We start from the raw sequence: 16,890 nt of genomic DNA, 5'->3' as shown, positions 1-16,890 counted from the left end.
CTGTCTCCCTACCGTCGTGCCGGTTCACGCCCCTGCGCCCCCGAGCCTGTTCCCGCAGCATACGGGGGCTGCGGCGGCCGCCAGTCGGCGATGGCGGCGAAGCTCCGCGTGAGCAGGTCCGGGCCGAGCCGGGACGCCGTGCGCACCAGGGTGTCGCGCACCGCCCGAAGAGGGCCGCTGGTGACGTGGTTGAGGCGGGCGGCGCGGGCGGCCTGGCGCACGATCGCCGTGGTCCGCGGCACGCGTACCGCGCTGTACGCGGCCAGGCCCGCGAAGAGGTCGGTGCCCGGTGCCGTGTGATGGGCGAGCACGACGGCGTCCTCGATGGCCTGGTTGCCGCCCTGGCCGAGGGTGGGCGCCATGGCGTGCGCGGCGTCGCCGATGAGGACGGTCCGGCCGCGGTGGTGGGCGGGCAGCGGATCGATCAGGTGGCGCACGTCGTTGCGCAGGACGTCCTCGGGGCGGGCGGCGGCGATGATCTCGGGGATCGGGTCGTGCCAGTGCGCGAAGCGCCGCTCCAGCTCGGCCTTCTCGTTGTCGGGGGCGCGCCCGCCCTCGGGGAGGAGTGCGGTGGCGTACGCGTACACCCGGCCGTCCTTGAGCGGCTGGGTGCCCCAGACGCCGCCGCGCCCCCAGGTCTCGTGCGGTGCGAAGGGGCGTTCGGGCGCGGGCACGACGAGCCGCCAGGCGGTGAAGCCGGTGTACGCGGGCGCGGGGTGCCCGGAGAACAGGGCGGTCCTGGCGGTGGAGTTGATGCCGTCGGCGCCGACGACGAGGTCGGCCTCGATGTCGCCGTCGGGGGTCGTGACGACGGCCCAGCGGCCGGGGCCGCCGCGGTCGGCGACGCGGGCCTCGACGCCGGTGCGCAGGCTGTCCGCGGGCAGTTCGGCGGCGAGCAGGTCGACCAGCGTGGCGCGGTGCAGCAGCACCAGCGTGCCGCCGAACTGCCGCGCCGTCGCGGCCGCGCTGGTCCGCACGATCCAGCGCCCGTCCTGCGCGCGCACCCCGCCGGGCCCCTGCCACGCGGCCAGTTCGCGCACCCGGTCGCCGAGGCCGAGCACGTCCAGGGCGCGCTGGGCGTTGGGCGCGAGCCCGATGCCGGAGCCGACGGGCTCCAGGGACTCGGCGCGCTCCAGGACCGTGACCCGCCAACCGGCCTCACCCAGGCCGATGGCCGCGGTGAGACCACCGATCCCACCGCCTATGACGACGGCGTGGAGCTCGGGGGATTTCGCTGTTCCGGGCATGATCTCTCCTTGTCACGCGCATACTTGGCACCGAGTCGCGCGGATGCTGGGCACAGGCGGAAGCACCGGAAACTACAGGTGTAGTAACCACATCCAGACGGTACTACATCTGTAGTGAAAGCGGTAGGCTGGACCACATGCCTGTACGCGCCACGGGGACAGCCCGCACCGAACTCATCGCCGACACCGCCCTCTCGTTGCTCGCCGAGCGCGGCATGCGCGGCCTCACCCACCGGGCCGTCGACGAGGCGGCCGGGCTCCCTCCCGGGTCGACGTCGAATCACGCCCGCACCCGGCTCGCCCTCCTGGAGGCCGCGGTCCGGCGGCAGGCCGAGCGCGAGAACGACATCCTCACCCCGAGCGAGCTGCCGGATCCGGCGGGCGACCGCGACACCCTGGTCTCCGGCCTGGCCGTGGCCCTGCACCGCTTCCTCACCGGCGACGACCACCGCGGCCTGCTCCTGTCCCGCTACGAACTGGCCCTGGAGGCGACCCGGCGCCCCGAACTGCGGTCGTACTACGACTCGGCGGGCGCCCAGTTCCGCGAGCCGCTGCGCGAACTGATGGTCGCCGCGGGCTCCAAGGAACCGGAGCGGCACACACTGTCGCTGGTGGCGTGGTGCGACGGGATGATGTTCTCGTGCGTCGCGGGTTCGTACCACGCGACGGCGCCGACGGTGGACGAACTGCGGGACGGGTTCGGGGAGTTGCTGCGGGGGATGCTCGACGGGGAGGCACGGGGCGGGGCGTAGGACTGGCTTGAGGGCGGGCGTCGCCGGGGGACGGGGCCGCGTCAGGGCAGCGCGCCCTTCGGGGCCCGCACGGCACTGTCACCCGTGCGGGGCATACGCGCCCGTTCGGCGCCCCGGAGCACGCCGGGCGCAGCAGAGTGGCGTGGATGCAGCGATCGACGACCACCTCGGTGCTCCTTGTGTCCACGTCCGTGGCCGTGGCCGTGCTGACGCTCTCCGGGTGCACGGGGGTGGAGCGGGCGTCCGGCCGGGGCGCGGTGTCCGCGGGTCCGGCGACGCCCGCCCGGGCGCCGTCGAGTCGGCCGCCGGCGGTGCAGGCCCCTGCGCGTGACGCGCTGGAGCGCGGCGGCCCGGCGGACACGCCGTCCCCCACCGCGCCCCTGCGGCCGAAGGCCTCCCCGCCCCGGCCCTCGACGACGCCGCCCTCGCCCACCGACGCCGCCGCCGCTCACGAGCGCGACAAGCGCCACGGGCACTCGGCCTCGCACCGCCCGGCAGGCAGCCCGCAGGCCCCCGGCCCCGACGCCGGGAAGGCACCCCGGCCCGACGCGCCGCCACCCGCCCTCGCCGAGGTCGACCTGTGCGCACTCGGCCGCACGCACGGGGGGTGGGAGCCGGACAGCCAGGAGGCGGCCATCTGCCGGGCGGCGTACGGTCGTTGACAGGGACCGGATCCAGCCGAGCCGCTACTCCTCGACCGCCCCCTCCCCCACCTGCGCCTCCAGTCGGGCAAGTGCCGCCCTGATGCCGTCCCCATAGCCGTCGTCGCCGAGCGCGCCCACCGCGCCGCGGGCCAGCCGGAGGTGGCTGCGGGCGGCCTCGGGGCGGGCGAGCTTCACATAGTCCGCGGCCAGGTTGAGGTGCAGCGAGGGGTAGAAGCCGCGCACCGCGAGGGACTGGTGGTGGGCGCCGACACGCTCGTCCGTCAGCTCGTGGGCCGCCGACAACGCCCTGAGGTCCCAGGCCAGTTCGTCCGCCGGGTCGTCCTGGGTGTCGGCCATGTAGTGCGCGAGGGTGCAGCGGTGCAGGGCGTCGCCGTCCTCGCCGATCTCCGACCAGAGCACGAGGAAGCGCGTCCTCGCCTCCTCGCGGTCGCCCGCGTGCTGGAGCATGACCGCCTGCCCGATCCGGGTCATCATGGCGTCTTCGTCGTCCGTCGTCTGTTCCTGCCGCTCCGCCACCACGTCGCCCTCCGCGTCCGCCGGGTCCGCCGCGGGCCGGGCGGGGCCCCGCGGCGGGTCCGGCGTCAGTCCGTCGTCAGCCGTCAGTCGATCCATCGGTCGTCCGTCAGCCGTGGGGCCTTCGGCCGGTGTCCGGCCGCCGGCCCCACGTGTCGGTACGAGTCGGTTCCGACGCTAGCCGCCACCACTGACAATCGCGGTCAGGCGCGGTGCGAGGCGGGGCGCTCCCGCCTGCTCAGCCCAGGTCGGGGATGCGCCAGTCGATGGACTCGTGCCCCTGGGCCGCCACCGCCTCGTTGATCTGCGTGAAGGGGCGGGAGCCGAAGAACTTCTTCGCGGACAGCGGCGAGGGGTGCGCGCCCTTGACCACGACGTGCCGCTCGGCGTCGATGAGCGGCAGCTTCTTCTGGGCGTAGTTGCCCCACAGGACGAAGACCGCCGGGTCCGGCCGCTCGGCCACGGCGCGGATCACGGCGTCGGTGAACTTCTCCCAGCCCTTGCCCTTGTGGGAGTTGGCCTCGCCGGAACGGACCGTCAGGACCGCGTTCAGGAGCAGCACGCCCTGCTCGGCCCACGGCATCAGATAGCCGTTGTCCGGCACGGGGAGGCCGATGTCCTCCTTCATCTCCTTGTAGATGTTCCGCAGGGAGGGCGGGGTCTTCACTCCGGGGCGGACCGAGAAGCACAGGCCGTGGCCCTGGCCCTCGCCGTGATACGGGTCCTGGCCGAGGACCAGAACCTTGACCTGGTCGAACGGCGTCGCGTCGAGCGCGGCGAACACCTCGTCGCGCGGCGGGAAGACCGGCCCCTTCGCCCGCTCCTCCTCGACGAACTCGATGAGCTCCTTGAAGTAGGGCTTCTGCAGCTCCTCGCCGAGGACTCCGCGCCAGGACGCGGGCAGCATGGCGATGTCGGTCACGTCAACAACCTCCGGGGTGCGTTCGGTTCTGCACCACAGAACCTACCGGCGGCCACTGACAATCCGTCGCCCGCGAGCCTCGCCGCCCGGCCCGCTCGGCCCCTGCCCGGCCCGGGCCCGCCGGGAGGCCGCCGCCTACCAGCTCGTCTTCCGCCCCAGCTCCCACATCATCATGATCGCCGAGGGGTCCAGGGCCCGCTCGGCGCCCGAGATCTCCTCGCTCACCATGACGTACTGCTTGCCCTGCCACACCGGGAGGAGCCGCGCGTCGTCGACGAGGATCCGCTGGGCGCGCTCGAACTGGTCCACGACGTGGCTCCGGTCGGCCTCGCGGCGCGAGCGCGGCAGCAGGTCCTCGGTGAGTTCCCGCGACGGGTAGGGCATGTTGTGGACGTTGCGTTCGCCCACGAAGGGCGCGATGAAGTTGTCCGCGTCCGGGAAGTCCGGGAACCAGCCGCGCCCGAAGACGGGGTACTCGCCGCGCTTGTACGCCGCGTCGAACTCCTTCCACGGCTTCCCCTTGATCGTGATCTTGAACAGGCCCGAGGCCTCCAGCTGCCGTTTGATCTCGGCGAACTCCGGCTCGGTCGCCGAGCCGTAGCGGTCGGTGGTGTACCAGAGGGTGAGCGGCACGCGCTCGGTGATGCCCGCCGCCGTCAGGATCCGCCGCGCCTTGGCCGTGCTCGGGTCGCCGTAGTCGTCGAAGAAGCTCGTGCCGTGTCCGGTGACCCCGCGCGGGACCATCGAGAACAGCGGCTCCACGGTGTCCTTGTAGACCTTGTGGGCGATGGCGCCGCGGTCGAGTACCTGGGCGAACGCCTTGCGCACGGCGGGTTTGCGCGCCCACGGGTCCTTCGGGTTGAACACCAGGTAGCGGATCTCGGTTCCCGCGCCCTCGACGAGCCGGATGTCGCTCTCCTTGTCCGGGCCCTGCTGCGCCACGATGTCCCGCGCCGCGAGACCGCGGAAGGTGACGTCGAGATCCTTGTCACGCAGTGCCTCGACCATGGAGTCGGAGTCGCGGAAGTAGCGGATGGTCACGGCGTCGTTCTTGCGCTCGGCCGCGCCCTCGTAGTGGCTGTTCTTGGTGAGTACGGCCCGGTCACCGGCCTGGTAGGAGTCGAGGGTGTACGGACCCGAGCCGTTGACCTCGTCGCCCTCGCGTATCTTGTCGGCCGGGTACTCGCGCGGGTCGACGATCGACATGGCCGGGGTGGCGAGGACGAACGGGAACGTGGCGTCGGGCTTGCGCAGCCGGAAGACGACGGTCCGGTCCCCCTTGGTCTGCACCGTCGACAGCGCGCCCAGAAGTCCGGCCGGACCGCCCTTGACGTCGATGCGGCGCATCCGGTCGATGGAGAACTTCACGGCCCGCGCGTCCAGCTCGTGGCCGTCGGAGAACTTCAGGCCCGCGCGCAACGTACACGTGTAGACCATGCTGCTGCTGTCGGTGAAGCGGCAGCGCTCCGCCGCGTCGGGCTGGGGCTCGGTGGCACCGGAGGGGAAGCTCAGGAGCGTCTGGAAGATGTTCCGGTACAGCTCCCAGGAGCCGTCGTAGGCCGCGGCCGGATCGAGGGTGCTCGGCGCGCTCGTCGTACCGACGGTGATGGTGTCCCCGTCGTCCGAGCCCTCGGAGGACAGCACTCCGCACCCGGCGACGAGGGACAGGGACGCGAGCAGGGTGACCGGCCGCCGACGACGCGGGGGAACTCTTCTGAACACGTGCACGCTCCTCGGTCCGCCGTGCCATGGATCGGCAGACCATACCGCAGTGCCCCGTGGTGCCAACCAGGCTCACCGACGGGGCACTTCATGCGGGAGAACGTCACGTACGCACGGAAATACCGGCTTCCCAGGGGGTTCCTTCGCTCCGGCGGCCGATGTCCGGTTCTGTCAGCCGACGCCCGCGTTGAGGAACATGCCCCCGTCGATCTGGAGCGTCTGACCGGTGATCCAGTCGGACTGCTCGGAGGTCAGGAACGCCGCCGCGCCGCCGATGTCGGACGGCACCCCGAGCCGGCCGAGCGGGTAGGCCGCCGCGGCCTCCTCCTCGCGGCCCTCGTACAGCGTCTGCGCGAACTTGGTCTTGACCACGGCCGGGGCGATGGCGTTGACCCGCACCTTCGGCGCGAACTCGTGCGCCAGCTGCAGGGTCAGGTTGACCATGGCGGCCTTGCTGATGCCGTACGCCCCGATGAACGGCGACGGCGCGACGCCCGCGATGGAGGCGATGTTGACGATCGCGCCGCCGTGCTCGCTCTGCCAGGCCTTCCAGGTGAGCTGGGCGAAGCCGAGCGCGGAGATCACGTTGGTCTCGAAGACCTTGCGGGCCACGTTCAGGTCCATGTCGGCCATCGACCCGAACACCGGGTTCGTACCGGCGTTGTTGATGAGGAAGTCGACGCGCCCGAACGCCTCCATGGCGCGCTCGACGGCGACCGCCTGGTGGGCCTCGTCGTGGGCCTTGCCGGGGACGCCGATGACGCGGTCGGCGCCGAGCTTCTCCACGGCCTCCTTGAGCGCGTCCTCGTTGCGCCCGGTGATGCACACGCGGTCGCCGCGGGCGACCAGCGCCTCCGCGATGCCGTAGCCGATGCCGCGGCTCGCTCCGGTGATGAGCGCCGCCTTGCCGCTGTCCTGCACTGCCATCTGTCGTGATCCTTTGCGCTTGATCCGGTGCTTGTCGGGCGGGCCGCTAGTTGAGCGGGCCACCGGCCACGTACATGACCTGCCCGGACACGAATCCCGCCGCGTCGCCGGTGAAGAAGGCGATGGCGTTGGCGATGTCCTCCGGCCTGCCGACGCGCTGCACCGGGATCTGGGAGGCGGCCGCGGCCTGGAAGTCCTCGAAGCCCATGCCGACGCGCTCGGCGGTGGCCTTGGTCATCTCGGTGACGATGAAGCCGGGCGCGACGGAGTTGGCGGTGACGCCGAACTTGCCGAGCTCCTTGGCGAGCGTCTTGGTGAAGCCCTGCATGCCCGCCTTGGCGGCCGCGTAGTTCACCTGGCCGCGGTTGCCGAGCGCGGAGGAGCTGGAGAGGTTGACGATGCGGCCGAAGCCCGCGTCCACCATGTGCGACTGACAGGCGCGGGACATCAGGAACGCGCCGCGCAGATGCACGTTCATGACCGTGTCCCAGTCGCTCGCGCTCATCTTGAACAGCAGGTTGTCGCGCAGCACGCCCGCGTTGTTGACCAGGATCGTGGGCGCCCCGAGCTCCGCCGCGATCCGGGTGACGGCGGCCTCGACCTGGGCCTCGTCGGCCACGTCGCAGCCCACGGCGATCGCCTTGCCACCGGCGGCGGTGATCTGCTCGACGGTGTCCTTGCAGGCGGCCTCGTCGAGGTCGATCACGGCGACGGCGCGGCCCTCGGCGGCCAGCCGGACGGCGGTCGCCGCGCCGATGCCTCGCGCCGCTCCGGTCACGATCGCGACGCGCTGCTCAGTGGTGGACATGCTGGCTCTCCTCGCCCTTGGGGTGCGGCTCTCATGCCGTGCGGATCTTCTGGAGGTGCGGTGCCACGGCACGCCCTCAGGTGAGCGACCGCTTAGTACCTTCAGCAGACGAGACGCTAGAAGCCCTGACACCCGGTGTCAACGGCCCTCAGGCCACTGTGACTCATTACGTCTCCCGAAGGCCCCGAACCTTCCGGTCGGCGCTAGCGCACCAGCAGCGCGACCAGGCGCTCCACCTCGGCCTCGGGGTCCGCCGTGAGGCCCGTGTGCACCGGACCCGGCTGGACGACGGTGGAGCGCGGCGCGATCAGCCAGCGGAAGCGCCGTCCGGCGTCGTCGCCCGCCGCCTGCCCGGCCGCGGCGCCGCCCGCGCAGACGCCCTCGACGGCCGACAGTGCCGCGCGCACGCCCGCCGCGTCCGCGCCCGGGTCCAGGGCGCGCAGCTTCGCCTCGTCCAGATGCGTGCGGGCGGCCACGTAGGACTTGGCGCGGCAGTAGAGCACGACGCCCGCGTTGAACTGCTCACCGCGCTCCACGCGCGGCACGACGCGCAGCAGGGCGTACTCGAAGACGTCCCGCGCGGGAGCGCCGTCGGGCACGGCTGCCTCGGTCGGTCCGGTCGGCCCGTTCGATCCCATCGGTCCCCACGCTGTCGGCTCGTTCGATCCCATCGGTCCCCACGCTTCGGTCACGTCGCGGCGCCTTCCAGGGTGATGCGTTCGTGGATGCTCTCCGCGCGCGGGAGCAGCGTCTGCGCGTACGCGCGCCGCACCTCGTCGGGAGTGTCGAAGCCCGCCTCGTCGGCCAACCACGCGTCGGGCACCTCGGCGGTCACCTCGGCGAGCAGGTCCGCGGTGACCCGGGGGGCCAGCTCGGCGGCGGCCGCGGCGAGGTCGGGGGCGTACCGGGCGAGGACGTGGTCCGTGGCGTCGTAGGACTTGGTGGCCGCGGCGCGGGCGGTCGGCCAGTTGTGGTGCCAGATCATGCTCGCGCCGTGGTCGATGAGCCAGACGTCGCCGTGCCACACCAGGAGGTTGGGGTTGCGCCAGGAGCGGTCCACGTTGTTGATCAGCGCGTCGAACCAGATGACGCGCCCGGCCTCCAAGGGGTCCACCTCGAAGGCCAGCGGGTCGAAGCCGAGGGCGCCCGGCAGGTAGCCCATGCCCAGGTTCAGACCGCCGCTCGACCTCAGCAGCTGCTGCACCTCCTGATCCGGTTCGCCGAGGCCGAGCACCGGGTCGAGGTGGATTCCCACGAGCCCCGGCACGCGCAGCCCGAGGCGGTGGGCGAGCCGCCCGCAGATCACCTCGGCGACGAGCGTCTTGCGGCCCTGGCCCGCGCCCGTGAACTTCATGACGTACGTCTCGTACGCCCCGCGGCCGTCGTCGGTCTCGACGAGCCCGGGCAGCGATCCGCCCTCACGCAGCGGCGTGACGTACCGGACGGCGGTGACTTCGGTGAGCATCGCCCCAGGTTACTGCCGAGGTCCGACACCCCGGCCGCTCCCCCGGAGGCCTCGTCAACCCCCCGCCGGGCCGCCCCGGTGGTGCCTACAGTCACTCCATGAACTTCCCTGACCTCCCGGCCCAGTTCGCCCGCACGCAGCGCTACGCGTTCGGGGTTCCGCGCGGCCTGACCGTGTCGCGGGACGGGGCCCGGGTGCTGTTCGCGCGCTCGACGGCGGGCGACGACCCGGTGAGCAGGCTCTGGCTGTACGAGGTCGGGGCCGACGCGGCGGCGGGGGCCGGGGGCGGTCCCGGAGGCGAGCGGATGCTCGCGGATCCGCTCGCGCTGGGCGCCGCCGGGCCGGTGCCCGAGGCCGAACGCGTGCGCAGGGAGCGCGCCCGGGAAGCCTCCCGGGGAGTGGTGTCCTTCGCCGCCGACGACTACGCGCGCGTGGTGGCCTTCTCGGTGTCGGGCGCCCTGTGGACGGTCCGCACGGACGGCGGCATCCCGCGCCGGATCAGCACCCCGGGCCCCGTCGTCGACCCGCGCCCCTCCCCCGACGGTTCGCTCATCGCGTACGTCTCCGGGGGCGCCCTGCGCGTGGTCGGCGCCGACGGCACGGGCGACCGGGCGCTTGCCGAGCCGGAGGGCGCCGAGGTGACGTACGGGCTCGCCGATCACGTCGCCGCCGAATCCATGGACAGGCACCGGGCGTTCTGGTGGTCTCCGGACGGCGAGGCCCTGCTCGTCGCACGCGTGGACACCGCGCGCGTGCGGCGCTGGTGGCTCACGGACCCGGCGCGCCCGGAGCGGCCGCCGCGCTCGCTGCCGTACCCGGCGGCGGGCACCGACAACGCGGAGACGACGCTGCACATCCTGCGGACGGACGGCTCGCGGGTCGCCGTCCGCACGCCGTCGACGGCGTCGGAGCCCGCCCCGCCGTGCCCCCGGGACGACGCCGGACCCGCGTCCGCGTGGACGGACACCGACTTCGACTACGTCCTGCGGGCCTCCTGGGACGCGCACGGCCCTCTCGTCACCCTCCAGACCCGCGACCAGCGCACGGCGTACGTACTGGAGGTCGACCCGCGCAGCGGCGCGTGCCGCCTGGTCGACGAACAGCACGAGAGCCCGTGGCTCGACCTCGTCCCGGGCACCCCGGCCCGCCTCGCGGACGGCACGCCCGTGCTGCACCGGCTCGTCGACCCCGACACAGCGGGCCTGCGTGTCGGCGGCACGGTGACGCCGCCGGGGCTGCGTGTGCGCGGCGTGCTCGCCACCATCGGCGAGCGGGTGTGGCTGACCGCGTCGGACGAGCCCACGGAGGTGCACGTCTGGTCGTTCTCGGCGGCCGGTGGTCCGAAGGGCCCGCCGCGCACCGCGGCCCCGGTGCGCCTCAGTCAGGGCCCGGGCGTGCACACCGCGGCGGTCGGCGGGGACACCGTGGTCCTCGACAGCCGGACGCCGGACGGGCACACGGTGACGGTGCTGCGCGGCGGGCGCCCGGCGGGGCGGATAGGCGTGCTCTCCGAAGAGCCCGTCGTGAGGCCGGACCCCCGGCACCTCACCCTCGGGGAACGCGAGGTGCGCGGCATGCTGTTCCTGCCGTCGTGGCACGAGCGCGGCTCCGGGAAGCTGCCGGTCCTGCTGTGTCCGTACTCCGGTCCGTCCCTGCAACTCGTGGTGCACGCGCGCGCGTGGTGGACGGTCGTCGCCCAGTGGTTCGCCGAGCAGGGCTTCGCGGTCCTGATCGCGGACGGGCGGGGCACGCCGGGGCGCGGGCGGGGCTGGGAACACGAGGTGTACGGCGATCAGTTGACGCCCGTCCTCGACGACCAGGTCGACGCGGTGCGGGCCGCGGCCGGGCTGTTTCCCGACCTCGACCTGGGGCGCGTCGGCATCCGCGGCTGGTCCTTCGGCGGCTATCTCGCGGCGGGCGCGGTCCTGCACCGTCCCGATGTCTTCCACGCGGCGGTGGCCGGGGCCGCGCCGTCGGACCTGCGGCTCTACGACACCCACTGGAAGGAACGGTTCCTGGGGCACCCGGACGTCCAGCCCGCTCACTACGAGCGCTGCTCCCTGGTGGCGCACGCGCACCGCCTGTCGCGGCCGCTGATGCTGGTCCACGGCCTGTCCGACGACAACGTCCTGCCGGTGCACACGCTGCGCCTGTCGTCGGCGCTGCTCGCCGCGGGACGGCCGCACACGGTCCTGCCACTGCCCGGGGCGAGCCATCTGGTGGCCCAGCAGGACGTTGCGGCCAATCTGCTGAATCTGGAACTCGACTTCCTGAAAAAGTCCTTGAACGCCTGAACAACCCGGCGCTGCCGTCCGTACCATCCGGCATGACTGCTTCCAGGGAAGACAGGGCCGACACCGCCGAGCCCTCGCCGACGGCGGACAGCCCCACCACCACCCTCTCCGCACGCCCCTCCGGCCTCTGCCTGAACACCTCGTCGAACCCGACCGGCTCCCCGAGCCCCACCCGTCGCACCGTCGTCACGGCGGTGGGCGCCGTCGGCCTGGCCGCCGCGCTCGTGGCCTGCGGCTCGGACGACGACAAGGGCTCGTCGGAGCCCGCCGGTGAGGCGTCGGAGAAGCAGGAGGGTGGCGGCGGCGGTGCCGTGCTGGCCAAGACGGCGGACATTCCCGTGGGCGGCGGCAAGATCTTCAAGGACGAGAACGTCGTGGTCACCCAGCCCACGAAGGGCGAGTTCAAGGCCTTCTCGAACCGCTGCACGCACAAGGGGTGCCCGGTGACGAGCGTCGAGGGCGGCACCATCAACTGCCCCTGCCACGGCAGCAAGTTCGACATCAACGACGGCAGCGTCAAGCAGAACCCGGCGCCGAAGCCGCTGCCCGCGACGAAGATCACCGTCGACGGCGACTCGATCAAGCTCGCCTGACGGTCGAGCTCGCCTCTGACGCCGGAGCGCGCACAGGACGGCGCAGTCCGGCGGGAGCCGCGCCGCGACGGGGGTCACCCGGCGCGGCGCGGCTCTTTCCACGCGCCGAGCACCTCATCCGTCGTGGTGACGGTGGCGACCAGGGCGAGGGTGTTCTTGACGACGGCGGGGGTGTAATCGGCGGGGACGCCCGCGATGGCGTCGGCGGGCACGACGGCGGTGTAGCCGAGGTTCACCGCGTCGAAGACGGCGTTCGGTATCGCCACGTTGGCCGAGACGCCGGTCACGACCAGGGTGCGGCAGCCCAGATTGCGCAGCAGCGCGTCGACCTCGGTGCCCGCGACCGGCGACAGGCCGTGCAGGCGGCGTACGACGAAGTCCTCCTCCGCGACCTCGATCGGCGGCGCGATCCGCACCGCCGTCGTGCCGGAGAGCTGCTGCACGGGCAGCCGTTCGGCGGCGCGGAAAAGCCGCGCGTTGCGGTTGGCGCCGCGTCCGTCGGGACGGCGCTCGGCGACGGCGTGCAGGACCTGGACCCCGCCGAGGTGCGCGGCGTGCACGAGCCGGGCGACATTGGCGAGCGCGCCGGACGAGCGGGCCTCCTTGGCGAGTTCGGGCAGCGCGCTGCCGGTTCCGACGACGCCCTGCTGGCACTCGACGGTCATCAGGACCGTGCTCACGGGGTCGACGATCTCCTTGAGCTGTGCGTACGACGGCATACTTCCCCCTGTCGCGGACCTCGGTGCTGCCGGAGCCGCGCGCCCGCGGGGCGGCGGTGCCCCGCGGGCGGAGATCGCGGTGCGCGGGAGGTTAACCGGCATTGCGTCACGAAGGAAGACGCCCCATGCTTCTCTGACGCTCAGTCAGTTACGCGACTGGCGCCGTCCCTTGCGACAAGACGGGCTCTTCGACTACGGGAGGACGACACATGGCCACCACACAGCGGCGCGGTCGCCGGATCATGATGACGCCGGACGAGGTGGACGCCTTCCTCGCGGCCGAGCGCACGTGCCGGGTCGCGACGGTGTCCGCCGACGGCGCACCGCACGTCAGCGCGCTGTGGTTCGCGTGGGACGGCACGTCGCTGTGGCTGTACTCGATCACACGCAGCAAGCGCTGGGCCGAGCTGCGCCGCGACCCCCGTGTCGCCGTGGTCGTCGACGCCGGGGAGCAGTACGGGGAGCTGCGCGGCGTGGAGCTGACCGGCACCGCGGAGGTCGTCGGCGAGACGCCGCGCACCGGGGAGCCGTGCCCCGAACTGGACCTGCCGGAGCAGCTGTTCGCACGCAAGAACTTCGGCATGGAGCAGATGGTGCACGACGGCCGACACGCGTGGCTCCGGCTCACGCCGGACGCGATCGCCTCCTGGGACTTCCGGAAGCTGGCGCGGCTCTAGCGGTCGCCCCGGGGCCGGCCTCGGCCCGCCCGGCTGCCCCGCCCACCGGGCAGACACCCCCCAGCCCCGCCCACCGGGCCGACACCCCTCACCCCAGCCCCGCCCCCGCCACCCGCAGCGCCTCCACCGCCGCCTGGATCGACGGCCGCCGGTCGGCGTCCGCGCGCCACACCACGTACACATGCCGCCGCACCCGGTGTCGCACGGGGACCGTGCGCACGCCCGCCGGCATCGGGTCGCGGCCGAGGCGCGGCGCCACGCAGACCCCCAGTCCCGCGGCGACCAGCGCGAGCTGTGTGTGGTGCTCCTCCGCACGGTGCCCGATGCGCGGCTCGAAGCCCTTCGCGCGGAGCGTGAACATCAGCCACTCGTGGCAGAACTCGCCGTCCGCCCACGTGATCCACTCGTCGTCCGCGAAGTCCTCCAGGTCCACCTCTGCGCGGTCGGCCATCGGGTGGGCGACGGGCATCGCGACGTCGGCGGGGTCGTCGATGAGCGGTGCCTTCATCAGGCCCTCGGGCACCGGCAGCGGCTTGTTGTACCAGTCGAGGACCACCGCCAGGTCCAGGTCGCCGCGCACCACGCCGTTGACCCCCTGCTGCGGCTCCAGCTCCTGGGCGCCGACGCGCAGGCCCGGGTGGCGCACGCGCAGGGACGACAGCGCGGACGGCAGGAGCCCGCGCATCGCCGTCGGGAACGCGGAGATCCGCAGCTCGCCGACCGCCTGGCCGCGCTGCCGCTCCAGGTCCGACTGGGCCAGCTCGACCTGGGACAGGATGCGCGCGGCGTGCTCGGCGAGCAGCCGCCCGGCGTCGGTGAGCCGCACGCCACGGCCGTTCTTCGCGAGCAGCTGCTGGCCCACCTCCCGCTCCAGCTTGGTCATCTGCTGGGAGACGGCGGACGTGGTGACGTGCAGTCCCGCCGCGGCGCCGCTCACCGATCCGTGCCGGGCGAGGGCGTCGAGGGTCCGCAGGCGCTCCAGGTTCAACATGTAAGCGATGCTACGCGATATCGGGCACAGAATCTCGCTTGTACTAAGACATTGGATGCCTCAAGGTGGCTCGCATGAGCACCTCCGCGGCCCCTTCCGCGCCGACGTCCACCCCCGAGCCGACCGCCGCGTCGGACCCTCGCACCACCCCCACCCCACCTGCGCGGGAACCCCGGGCACGGACCGGTGGGCGCCGCACCCTGGACTGGCGCGTCCGCTTCGCCGTCCTGTCCCTGATCTGGGGCTTCAGCTTCCTCCTGATCAAGGTCGGCACGGAGGGGTACGCCCCGTTCCAGGTCACCTTCGGACGGCTCTTCTTCGGCACGGCGGTGGTCGCGGCCGTCCTGGTCGTCAGGCGCGAGCGGCTGCCGCGCTCCCCGCGCACCTGGGCCCATCTGACGGTGGCGGCCCTGCTCCTGAACGCCCTGCCGTTCTCCCTCTTCGCCTACGCGGAGCTGACGATCCCCTCGACGCTCGCGGGGATCTGCAACGCGACGTCGCCGCTGTGGGGCATGGTCCTCTCGCTCGCCGCGCTCTCCGAGGACCGTCCGACGCGGCGCCGGGTCGCGGGGCTCGCGCTCGGCTTCGTCGGGGTGCTCACGGTGCTCGGCGCCTGGCAGGGCTTCAGCGACCTGGAGCCGCGCGGCACGGCGATGGCGCTGCTCGCCTCCCTGAGCTATCCGATCGGCTGGATCTACGTCCGCCGCACACTGGCGGGCTCCGGCCACTCGAACCTCTCCCTCTCGGGCGCACAGCTCCTCGTGGCCACGCTCGAACTGGCCGTGGTGACGCCCCTGTTCACGTCCGCGCCGTCCCACCTCCCGGTGGTGCCACTGCTCGCCATCGTCGCCCTGGGCGCACTCGGCACGGGCATCGCGTTCCTGATCCAGTACGGCATCGTCGCCGAGGTCGGACCGACGACGGCGCAGATGGTCACGTACTTCGTCCCGGTCATCGCGACGGCGGCGGGGGTGGCGGTGCTCGGCGAGTCACTGACGTGGACGACGCCTGTCGGAGCCGTCGTCATCCTGGCGGGCGCGGCACTCACGCAGTCGAGGCCGCGACCGCGCGCACCCCGGAAGAGCTAGCCGCACCCCGCCCCACCCCGGGCAGCCGCAGCCCGCATCCGCCCCATCCCCATCCCCATCCCCATTCCCCTCAGCCTCAGCTCGCGTCCCCCCACCCCCCTCAGCCTCAGCGCGCGTCCACCCCCTCTCCTCAGCCGTACCTCCGCGCGGGCACCGGCCCGACAGCCGCCGCGACCGCGGCGGCCACCGCGTCGATGTCCTCGCCGGACAGCCCGGACACGGTGATCCGCACCCCCGGGGGCGAATCCAGGCGGTACCGCGCGCCGGGCGACACCGCCCAGCCCGCGTGCAGCAGGCTCGCGACCACGCCGGTCTCGTCCGGCACCGGCACCCACACGTTCATCCCGCTGCGCCCGCGGGCCGCGACCCCGCGCGCGGCGAGCGCGTCGATCAGTGCGTCACGTCTGCGTCCGTACGCAGCCGACACCTCCCGCGCGTCCACCACCCCGTCCTCCCAGAGACATACGACGGCCCGCTGGAGCACCTTGCTGACCCACCCGGGCCCCAGGCTGATCCGCCCCTGCACCCGGTCGACCGTCTCCGCGTCGCCGGTGAGCACGGCGAGCCGCAGATCCGGGCCGTAGGCCTTGGCGGTGGAGCGGACGAAGGCCCACGCGCGCGTGGCTCCGGCCAGCGTGTGCAGCGGCAGGTCGACGATGCCGTGGCCGTGGTCGTCCTCGACGACGAGCGTGTCCTGGTGCGCGGCCAGGACCTGGCGCACGGCACGCGCGCGTGCGGCTCCCGTGGCGGCCCCCGTCGGGTTCTGGGCGCGGCTGGTGACGACCAGGGCCCGCGCGCCGGACCGGAGCGCCCGCTCCACGTCGTCGGGCAACGGCCCGTCGTCGTCCACCCCGACCGGGACCGGCCGGAGCCCGAGCCCCGACACGAGGTCGAGCACGCTCCCCCACCCCGGGTCCTCCACGGCCACCGCGTCGCCCATCCTGAGGCGCGCGGCGAGCACCCGCTCGATGGCGTCCAACGCCCCCGACGCGAGGGCGACGGGCCCGTCCGGCACCCCGTCCGCGTCCAGCGCCGCACGCGCGCGGCGCTGGAACTCCGGCAGCACCGGCGCCTCCCCGTACAGCGCGGGAGCCCGGTCCGACTGGGCAGCGGCCACCGCGAACGCCCGGGCGAGGGGCGGCAGCAGGGCCGTGTCCGGATTGCCGCTCGACACGTCGCGCACGCCGGGCGGCACGTCGAGGCGGACGTAGTCACGGGCCGTCGTGGCGGGCTTGCTGCGGACGCGACTGCCGCGCCGGCCGGCCGTCTCGATCACGCCCCGCTCGCGCAGAGTGCGGTACGCCGCCGCGACCGTATTGGGATTGACGCCCAGCAGAACCGCCAACTCCCGCATCGGAGGCAGCGATTGGCCGGGCTCCAGCGCACCGCCGCTCACCGCGCGCTCGACGCTCGACGCGATCTCTGCTGCGCCGCGCCCTTCGATCGGATAGTCTCCTAGCACAAAGAACATTATGCACTAGTGCAAAAGCGTCGGCAAGGCGCAGCA

Annotated in this window: 17 protein-coding genes; 6 read left to right on the top strand and 11 right to left on the bottom strand. The window is 73.2% G+C overall.

Going from position 1 to position 16,890, the window contains the following annotated elements:
• Nucleotides 1–8: 8 nt before the first annotated feature.
• A complete protein-coding gene (locus QUY26_RS34505; RefSeq protein WP_289953652.1) occupies nt 9–1,247 on the bottom strand; it encodes an FAD-dependent monooxygenase in 1,239 nt (412 codons plus the stop codon).
• 137 nt (nt 1,248–1,384) lie between these two features.
• Here QUY26_RS34505 and QUY26_RS34500 point away from each other — a divergent pair, with 137 nt between their 5' ends.
• A complete protein-coding gene (locus QUY26_RS34500) occupies nt 1,385–1,999 on the top strand; it encodes a TetR/AcrR family transcriptional regulator (protein WP_289953651.1) in 615 nt (204 codons plus the stop codon).
• A gap of 146 nt (nt 2,000–2,145) precedes the next feature.
• On the top strand, nt 2,146–2,661 hold the full coding sequence (locus tag QUY26_RS34495) for a hypothetical protein (protein ID WP_289953649.1): 516 nt from the start codon (nt 2,146–2,148) through the stop codon (nt 2,659–2,661).
• Nucleotides 2,662–2,685: 24 nt separating this feature from the next.
• Here the strand turns inward: QUY26_RS34495 and QUY26_RS34490 are convergent, their stop codons facing one another.
• From QUY26_RS34490 to QUY26_RS34460, 7 genes are all read right to left on the bottom strand, one after another.
• Nucleotides 2,686–3,180 carry a hypothetical protein gene (locus QUY26_RS34490; protein ID WP_289956280.1) on the bottom strand — a complete coding sequence of 165 codons (495 nt, stop codon included), beginning with the start codon at nt 3,178–3,180 and terminating at the stop codon, nt 2,686–2,688.
• A gap of 235 nt (nt 3,181–3,415) precedes the next feature.
• A complete protein-coding gene (gene ung / locus QUY26_RS34485) occupies nt 3,416–4,099 on the bottom strand; it encodes a uracil-DNA glycosylase (protein ID WP_289953648.1) in 684 nt (227 codons plus the stop codon).
• A gap of 135 nt (nt 4,100–4,234) precedes the next feature.
• A complete protein-coding gene (locus QUY26_RS34480) occupies nt 4,235–5,821 on the bottom strand; it encodes an ABC transporter substrate-binding protein (RefSeq protein WP_289953647.1) in 1,587 nt (528 codons plus the stop codon).
• A 171-nt stretch (nt 5,822–5,992) separates the two neighbouring features.
• On the bottom strand, nt 5,993–6,748 hold the full coding sequence (locus tag QUY26_RS34475) for an SDR family oxidoreductase (RefSeq protein ID WP_289953645.1): 756 nt from the start codon (nt 6,746–6,748) through the stop codon (nt 5,993–5,995).
• Between the two features lie 46 nt (nt 6,749–6,794).
• Nucleotides 6,795–7,556: a 3-oxoacyl-ACP reductase FabG gene (gene fabG, locus QUY26_RS34470; RefSeq protein WP_289953643.1), complete on the bottom strand. Its 762-nt coding sequence runs from the start codon at nt 7,554–7,556 to the stop codon at nt 6,795–6,797.
• Between the two features lie 203 nt (nt 7,557–7,759).
• Nucleotides 7,760–8,194, bottom strand: coding sequence for a DUF3037 domain-containing protein (locus QUY26_RS34465; protein WP_289953641.1), 435 nt, complete (start codon nt 8,192–8,194; stop codon nt 7,760–7,762).
• 50 nt (nt 8,195–8,244) lie between these two features.
• A complete protein-coding gene (locus QUY26_RS34460) occupies nt 8,245–9,021 on the bottom strand; it encodes a HipA family kinase (RefSeq protein ID WP_289953639.1) in 777 nt (258 codons plus the stop codon).
• A gap of 98 nt (nt 9,022–9,119) precedes the next feature.
• On the opposite strand from QUY26_RS34460, the gene QUY26_RS34455 reads away from it, so the two are divergent.
• Both QUY26_RS34455 and QUY26_RS34450 read left to right on the top strand, forming a co-directional pair.
• The gene (locus QUY26_RS34455) at nt 9,120–11,315 is read left to right on the top strand and encodes a S9 family peptidase (protein WP_289953638.1); all 2,196 of its coding nucleotides are present in this window, start codon (nt 9,120–9,122) and stop codon (nt 11,313–11,315) included.
• Nucleotides 11,316–11,347: 32 nt separating this feature from the next.
• On the top strand, nt 11,348–11,908 hold the full coding sequence (locus tag QUY26_RS34450; RefSeq protein WP_289953635.1) for a Rieske (2Fe-2S) protein: 561 nt from the start codon (nt 11,348–11,350) through the stop codon (nt 11,906–11,908).
• Nucleotides 11,909–11,982: 74 nt separating this feature from the next.
• Here QUY26_RS34450 and QUY26_RS34445 read toward each other — a convergent pair whose 3' ends face one another.
• Nucleotides 11,983–12,627: a cysteine hydrolase gene (locus QUY26_RS34445; RefSeq protein ID WP_289953633.1), complete on the bottom strand. Its 645-nt coding sequence runs from the start codon at nt 12,625–12,627 to the stop codon at nt 11,983–11,985.
• 209 nt (nt 12,628–12,836) lie between these two features.
• Between QUY26_RS34445 and QUY26_RS34440 the strand changes: the two genes are divergently transcribed.
• Nucleotides 12,837–13,304: a pyridoxamine 5'-phosphate oxidase family protein gene (locus QUY26_RS34440; RefSeq protein ID WP_289953631.1), complete on the top strand. Its 468-nt coding sequence runs from the start codon at nt 12,837–12,839 to the stop codon at nt 13,302–13,304.
• 88 nt (nt 13,305–13,392) lie between these two features.
• Here the strand turns inward: QUY26_RS34440 and QUY26_RS34435 are convergent, their stop codons facing one another.
• Entirely contained in the window at nt 13,393–14,295 is a 903-nt protein-coding gene (locus QUY26_RS34435; protein ID WP_289953629.1) for a LysR family transcriptional regulator, read from the bottom strand.
• Between the two features lie 74 nt (nt 14,296–14,369).
• On the opposite strand from QUY26_RS34435, the gene QUY26_RS34430 reads away from it, so the two are divergent.
• Nucleotides 14,370–15,383: a DMT family transporter gene (locus QUY26_RS34430; protein WP_289953627.1), complete on the top strand. Its 1,014-nt coding sequence runs from the start codon at nt 14,370–14,372 to the stop codon at nt 15,381–15,383.
• Nucleotides 15,384–15,513: 130 nt separating this feature from the next.
• Here the strand turns inward: QUY26_RS34430 and QUY26_RS34425 are convergent, their stop codons facing one another.
• Complete coding sequence (locus QUY26_RS34425) at nt 15,514–16,845, bottom strand: aminotransferase class I/II-fold pyridoxal phosphate-dependent enzyme (protein ID WP_289953624.1); 1,332 nt, start codon at nt 16,843–16,845, stop codon at nt 15,514–15,516.
• Nucleotides 16,846–16,890 lie beyond the last annotated feature (45 nt).

The sequence above is a fragment of the Streptomyces flavofungini genome, from assembly GCF_030388665.1.
GTDB lineage: Bacteria > Actinomycetota > Actinomycetes > Streptomycetales > Streptomycetaceae > Streptomyces > Streptomyces flavofungini_A.
The sequence above is the reverse complement of the archived record's forward strand: the minus strand, read 5'-3'. Positions and strand labels throughout refer to the sequence as shown.

What these genes read in the sequence shown, in the direction of transcription:
- QUY26_RS34465 (WP_289953641.1), bottom strand. Translation starts at nt 8,194, where the DNA reads ATGGGATCGAACGGGCCGACCGGACCGACCGAGGCAGCCGTGCCCGAC.
- QUY26_RS34440 (WP_289953631.1), top strand. Translation starts at nt 12,837, where the DNA reads ATGGCCACCACACAGCGGCGCGGTCGCCGGATCATGATGACGCCGGAC.
- QUY26_RS34450 (WP_289953635.1), top strand. Translation starts at nt 11,348, where the DNA reads ATGACTGCTTCCAGGGAAGACAGGGCCGACACCGCCGAGCCCTCGCCG.
- QUY26_RS34430 (WP_289953627.1), top strand. Translation starts at nt 14,370, where the DNA reads ATGAGCACCTCCGCGGCCCCTTCCGCGCCGACGTCCACCCCCGAGCCG.
- QUY26_RS34445 (WP_289953633.1), bottom strand. Translation starts at nt 12,627, where the DNA reads ATGCCGTCGTACGCACAGCTCAAGGAGATCGTCGACCCCGTGAGCACG.
- QUY26_RS34435 (WP_289953629.1), bottom strand. Translation starts at nt 14,295, where the DNA reads ATGTTGAACCTGGAGCGCCTGCGGACCCTCGACGCCCTCGCCCGGCAC.
- QUY26_RS34495 (WP_289953649.1), top strand. Translation starts at nt 2,146, where the DNA reads ATGCAGCGATCGACGACCACCTCGGTGCTCCTTGTGTCCACGTCCGTG.
- QUY26_RS34505 (WP_289953652.1), bottom strand. Translation starts at nt 1,247, where the DNA reads ATGCCCGGAACAGCGAAATCCCCCGAGCTCCACGCCGTCGTCATAGGC.
- QUY26_RS34475 (WP_289953645.1), bottom strand. Translation starts at nt 6,748, where the DNA reads ATGGCAGTGCAGGACAGCGGCAAGGCGGCGCTCATCACCGGAGCGAGC.
- fabG (WP_289953643.1), bottom strand. Translation starts at nt 7,556, where the DNA reads ATGTCCACCACTGAGCAGCGCGTCGCGATCGTGACCGGAGCGGCGCGA.
- QUY26_RS34460 (WP_289953639.1), bottom strand. Translation starts at nt 9,021, where the DNA reads ATGCTCACCGAAGTCACCGCCGTCCGGTACGTCACGCCGCTGCGTGAG.
- QUY26_RS34500 (WP_289953651.1), top strand. Translation starts at nt 1,385, where the DNA reads ATGCCTGTACGCGCCACGGGGACAGCCCGCACCGAACTCATCGCCGAC.
- QUY26_RS34455 (WP_289953638.1), top strand. Translation starts at nt 9,120, where the DNA reads ATGAACTTCCCTGACCTCCCGGCCCAGTTCGCCCGCACGCAGCGCTAC.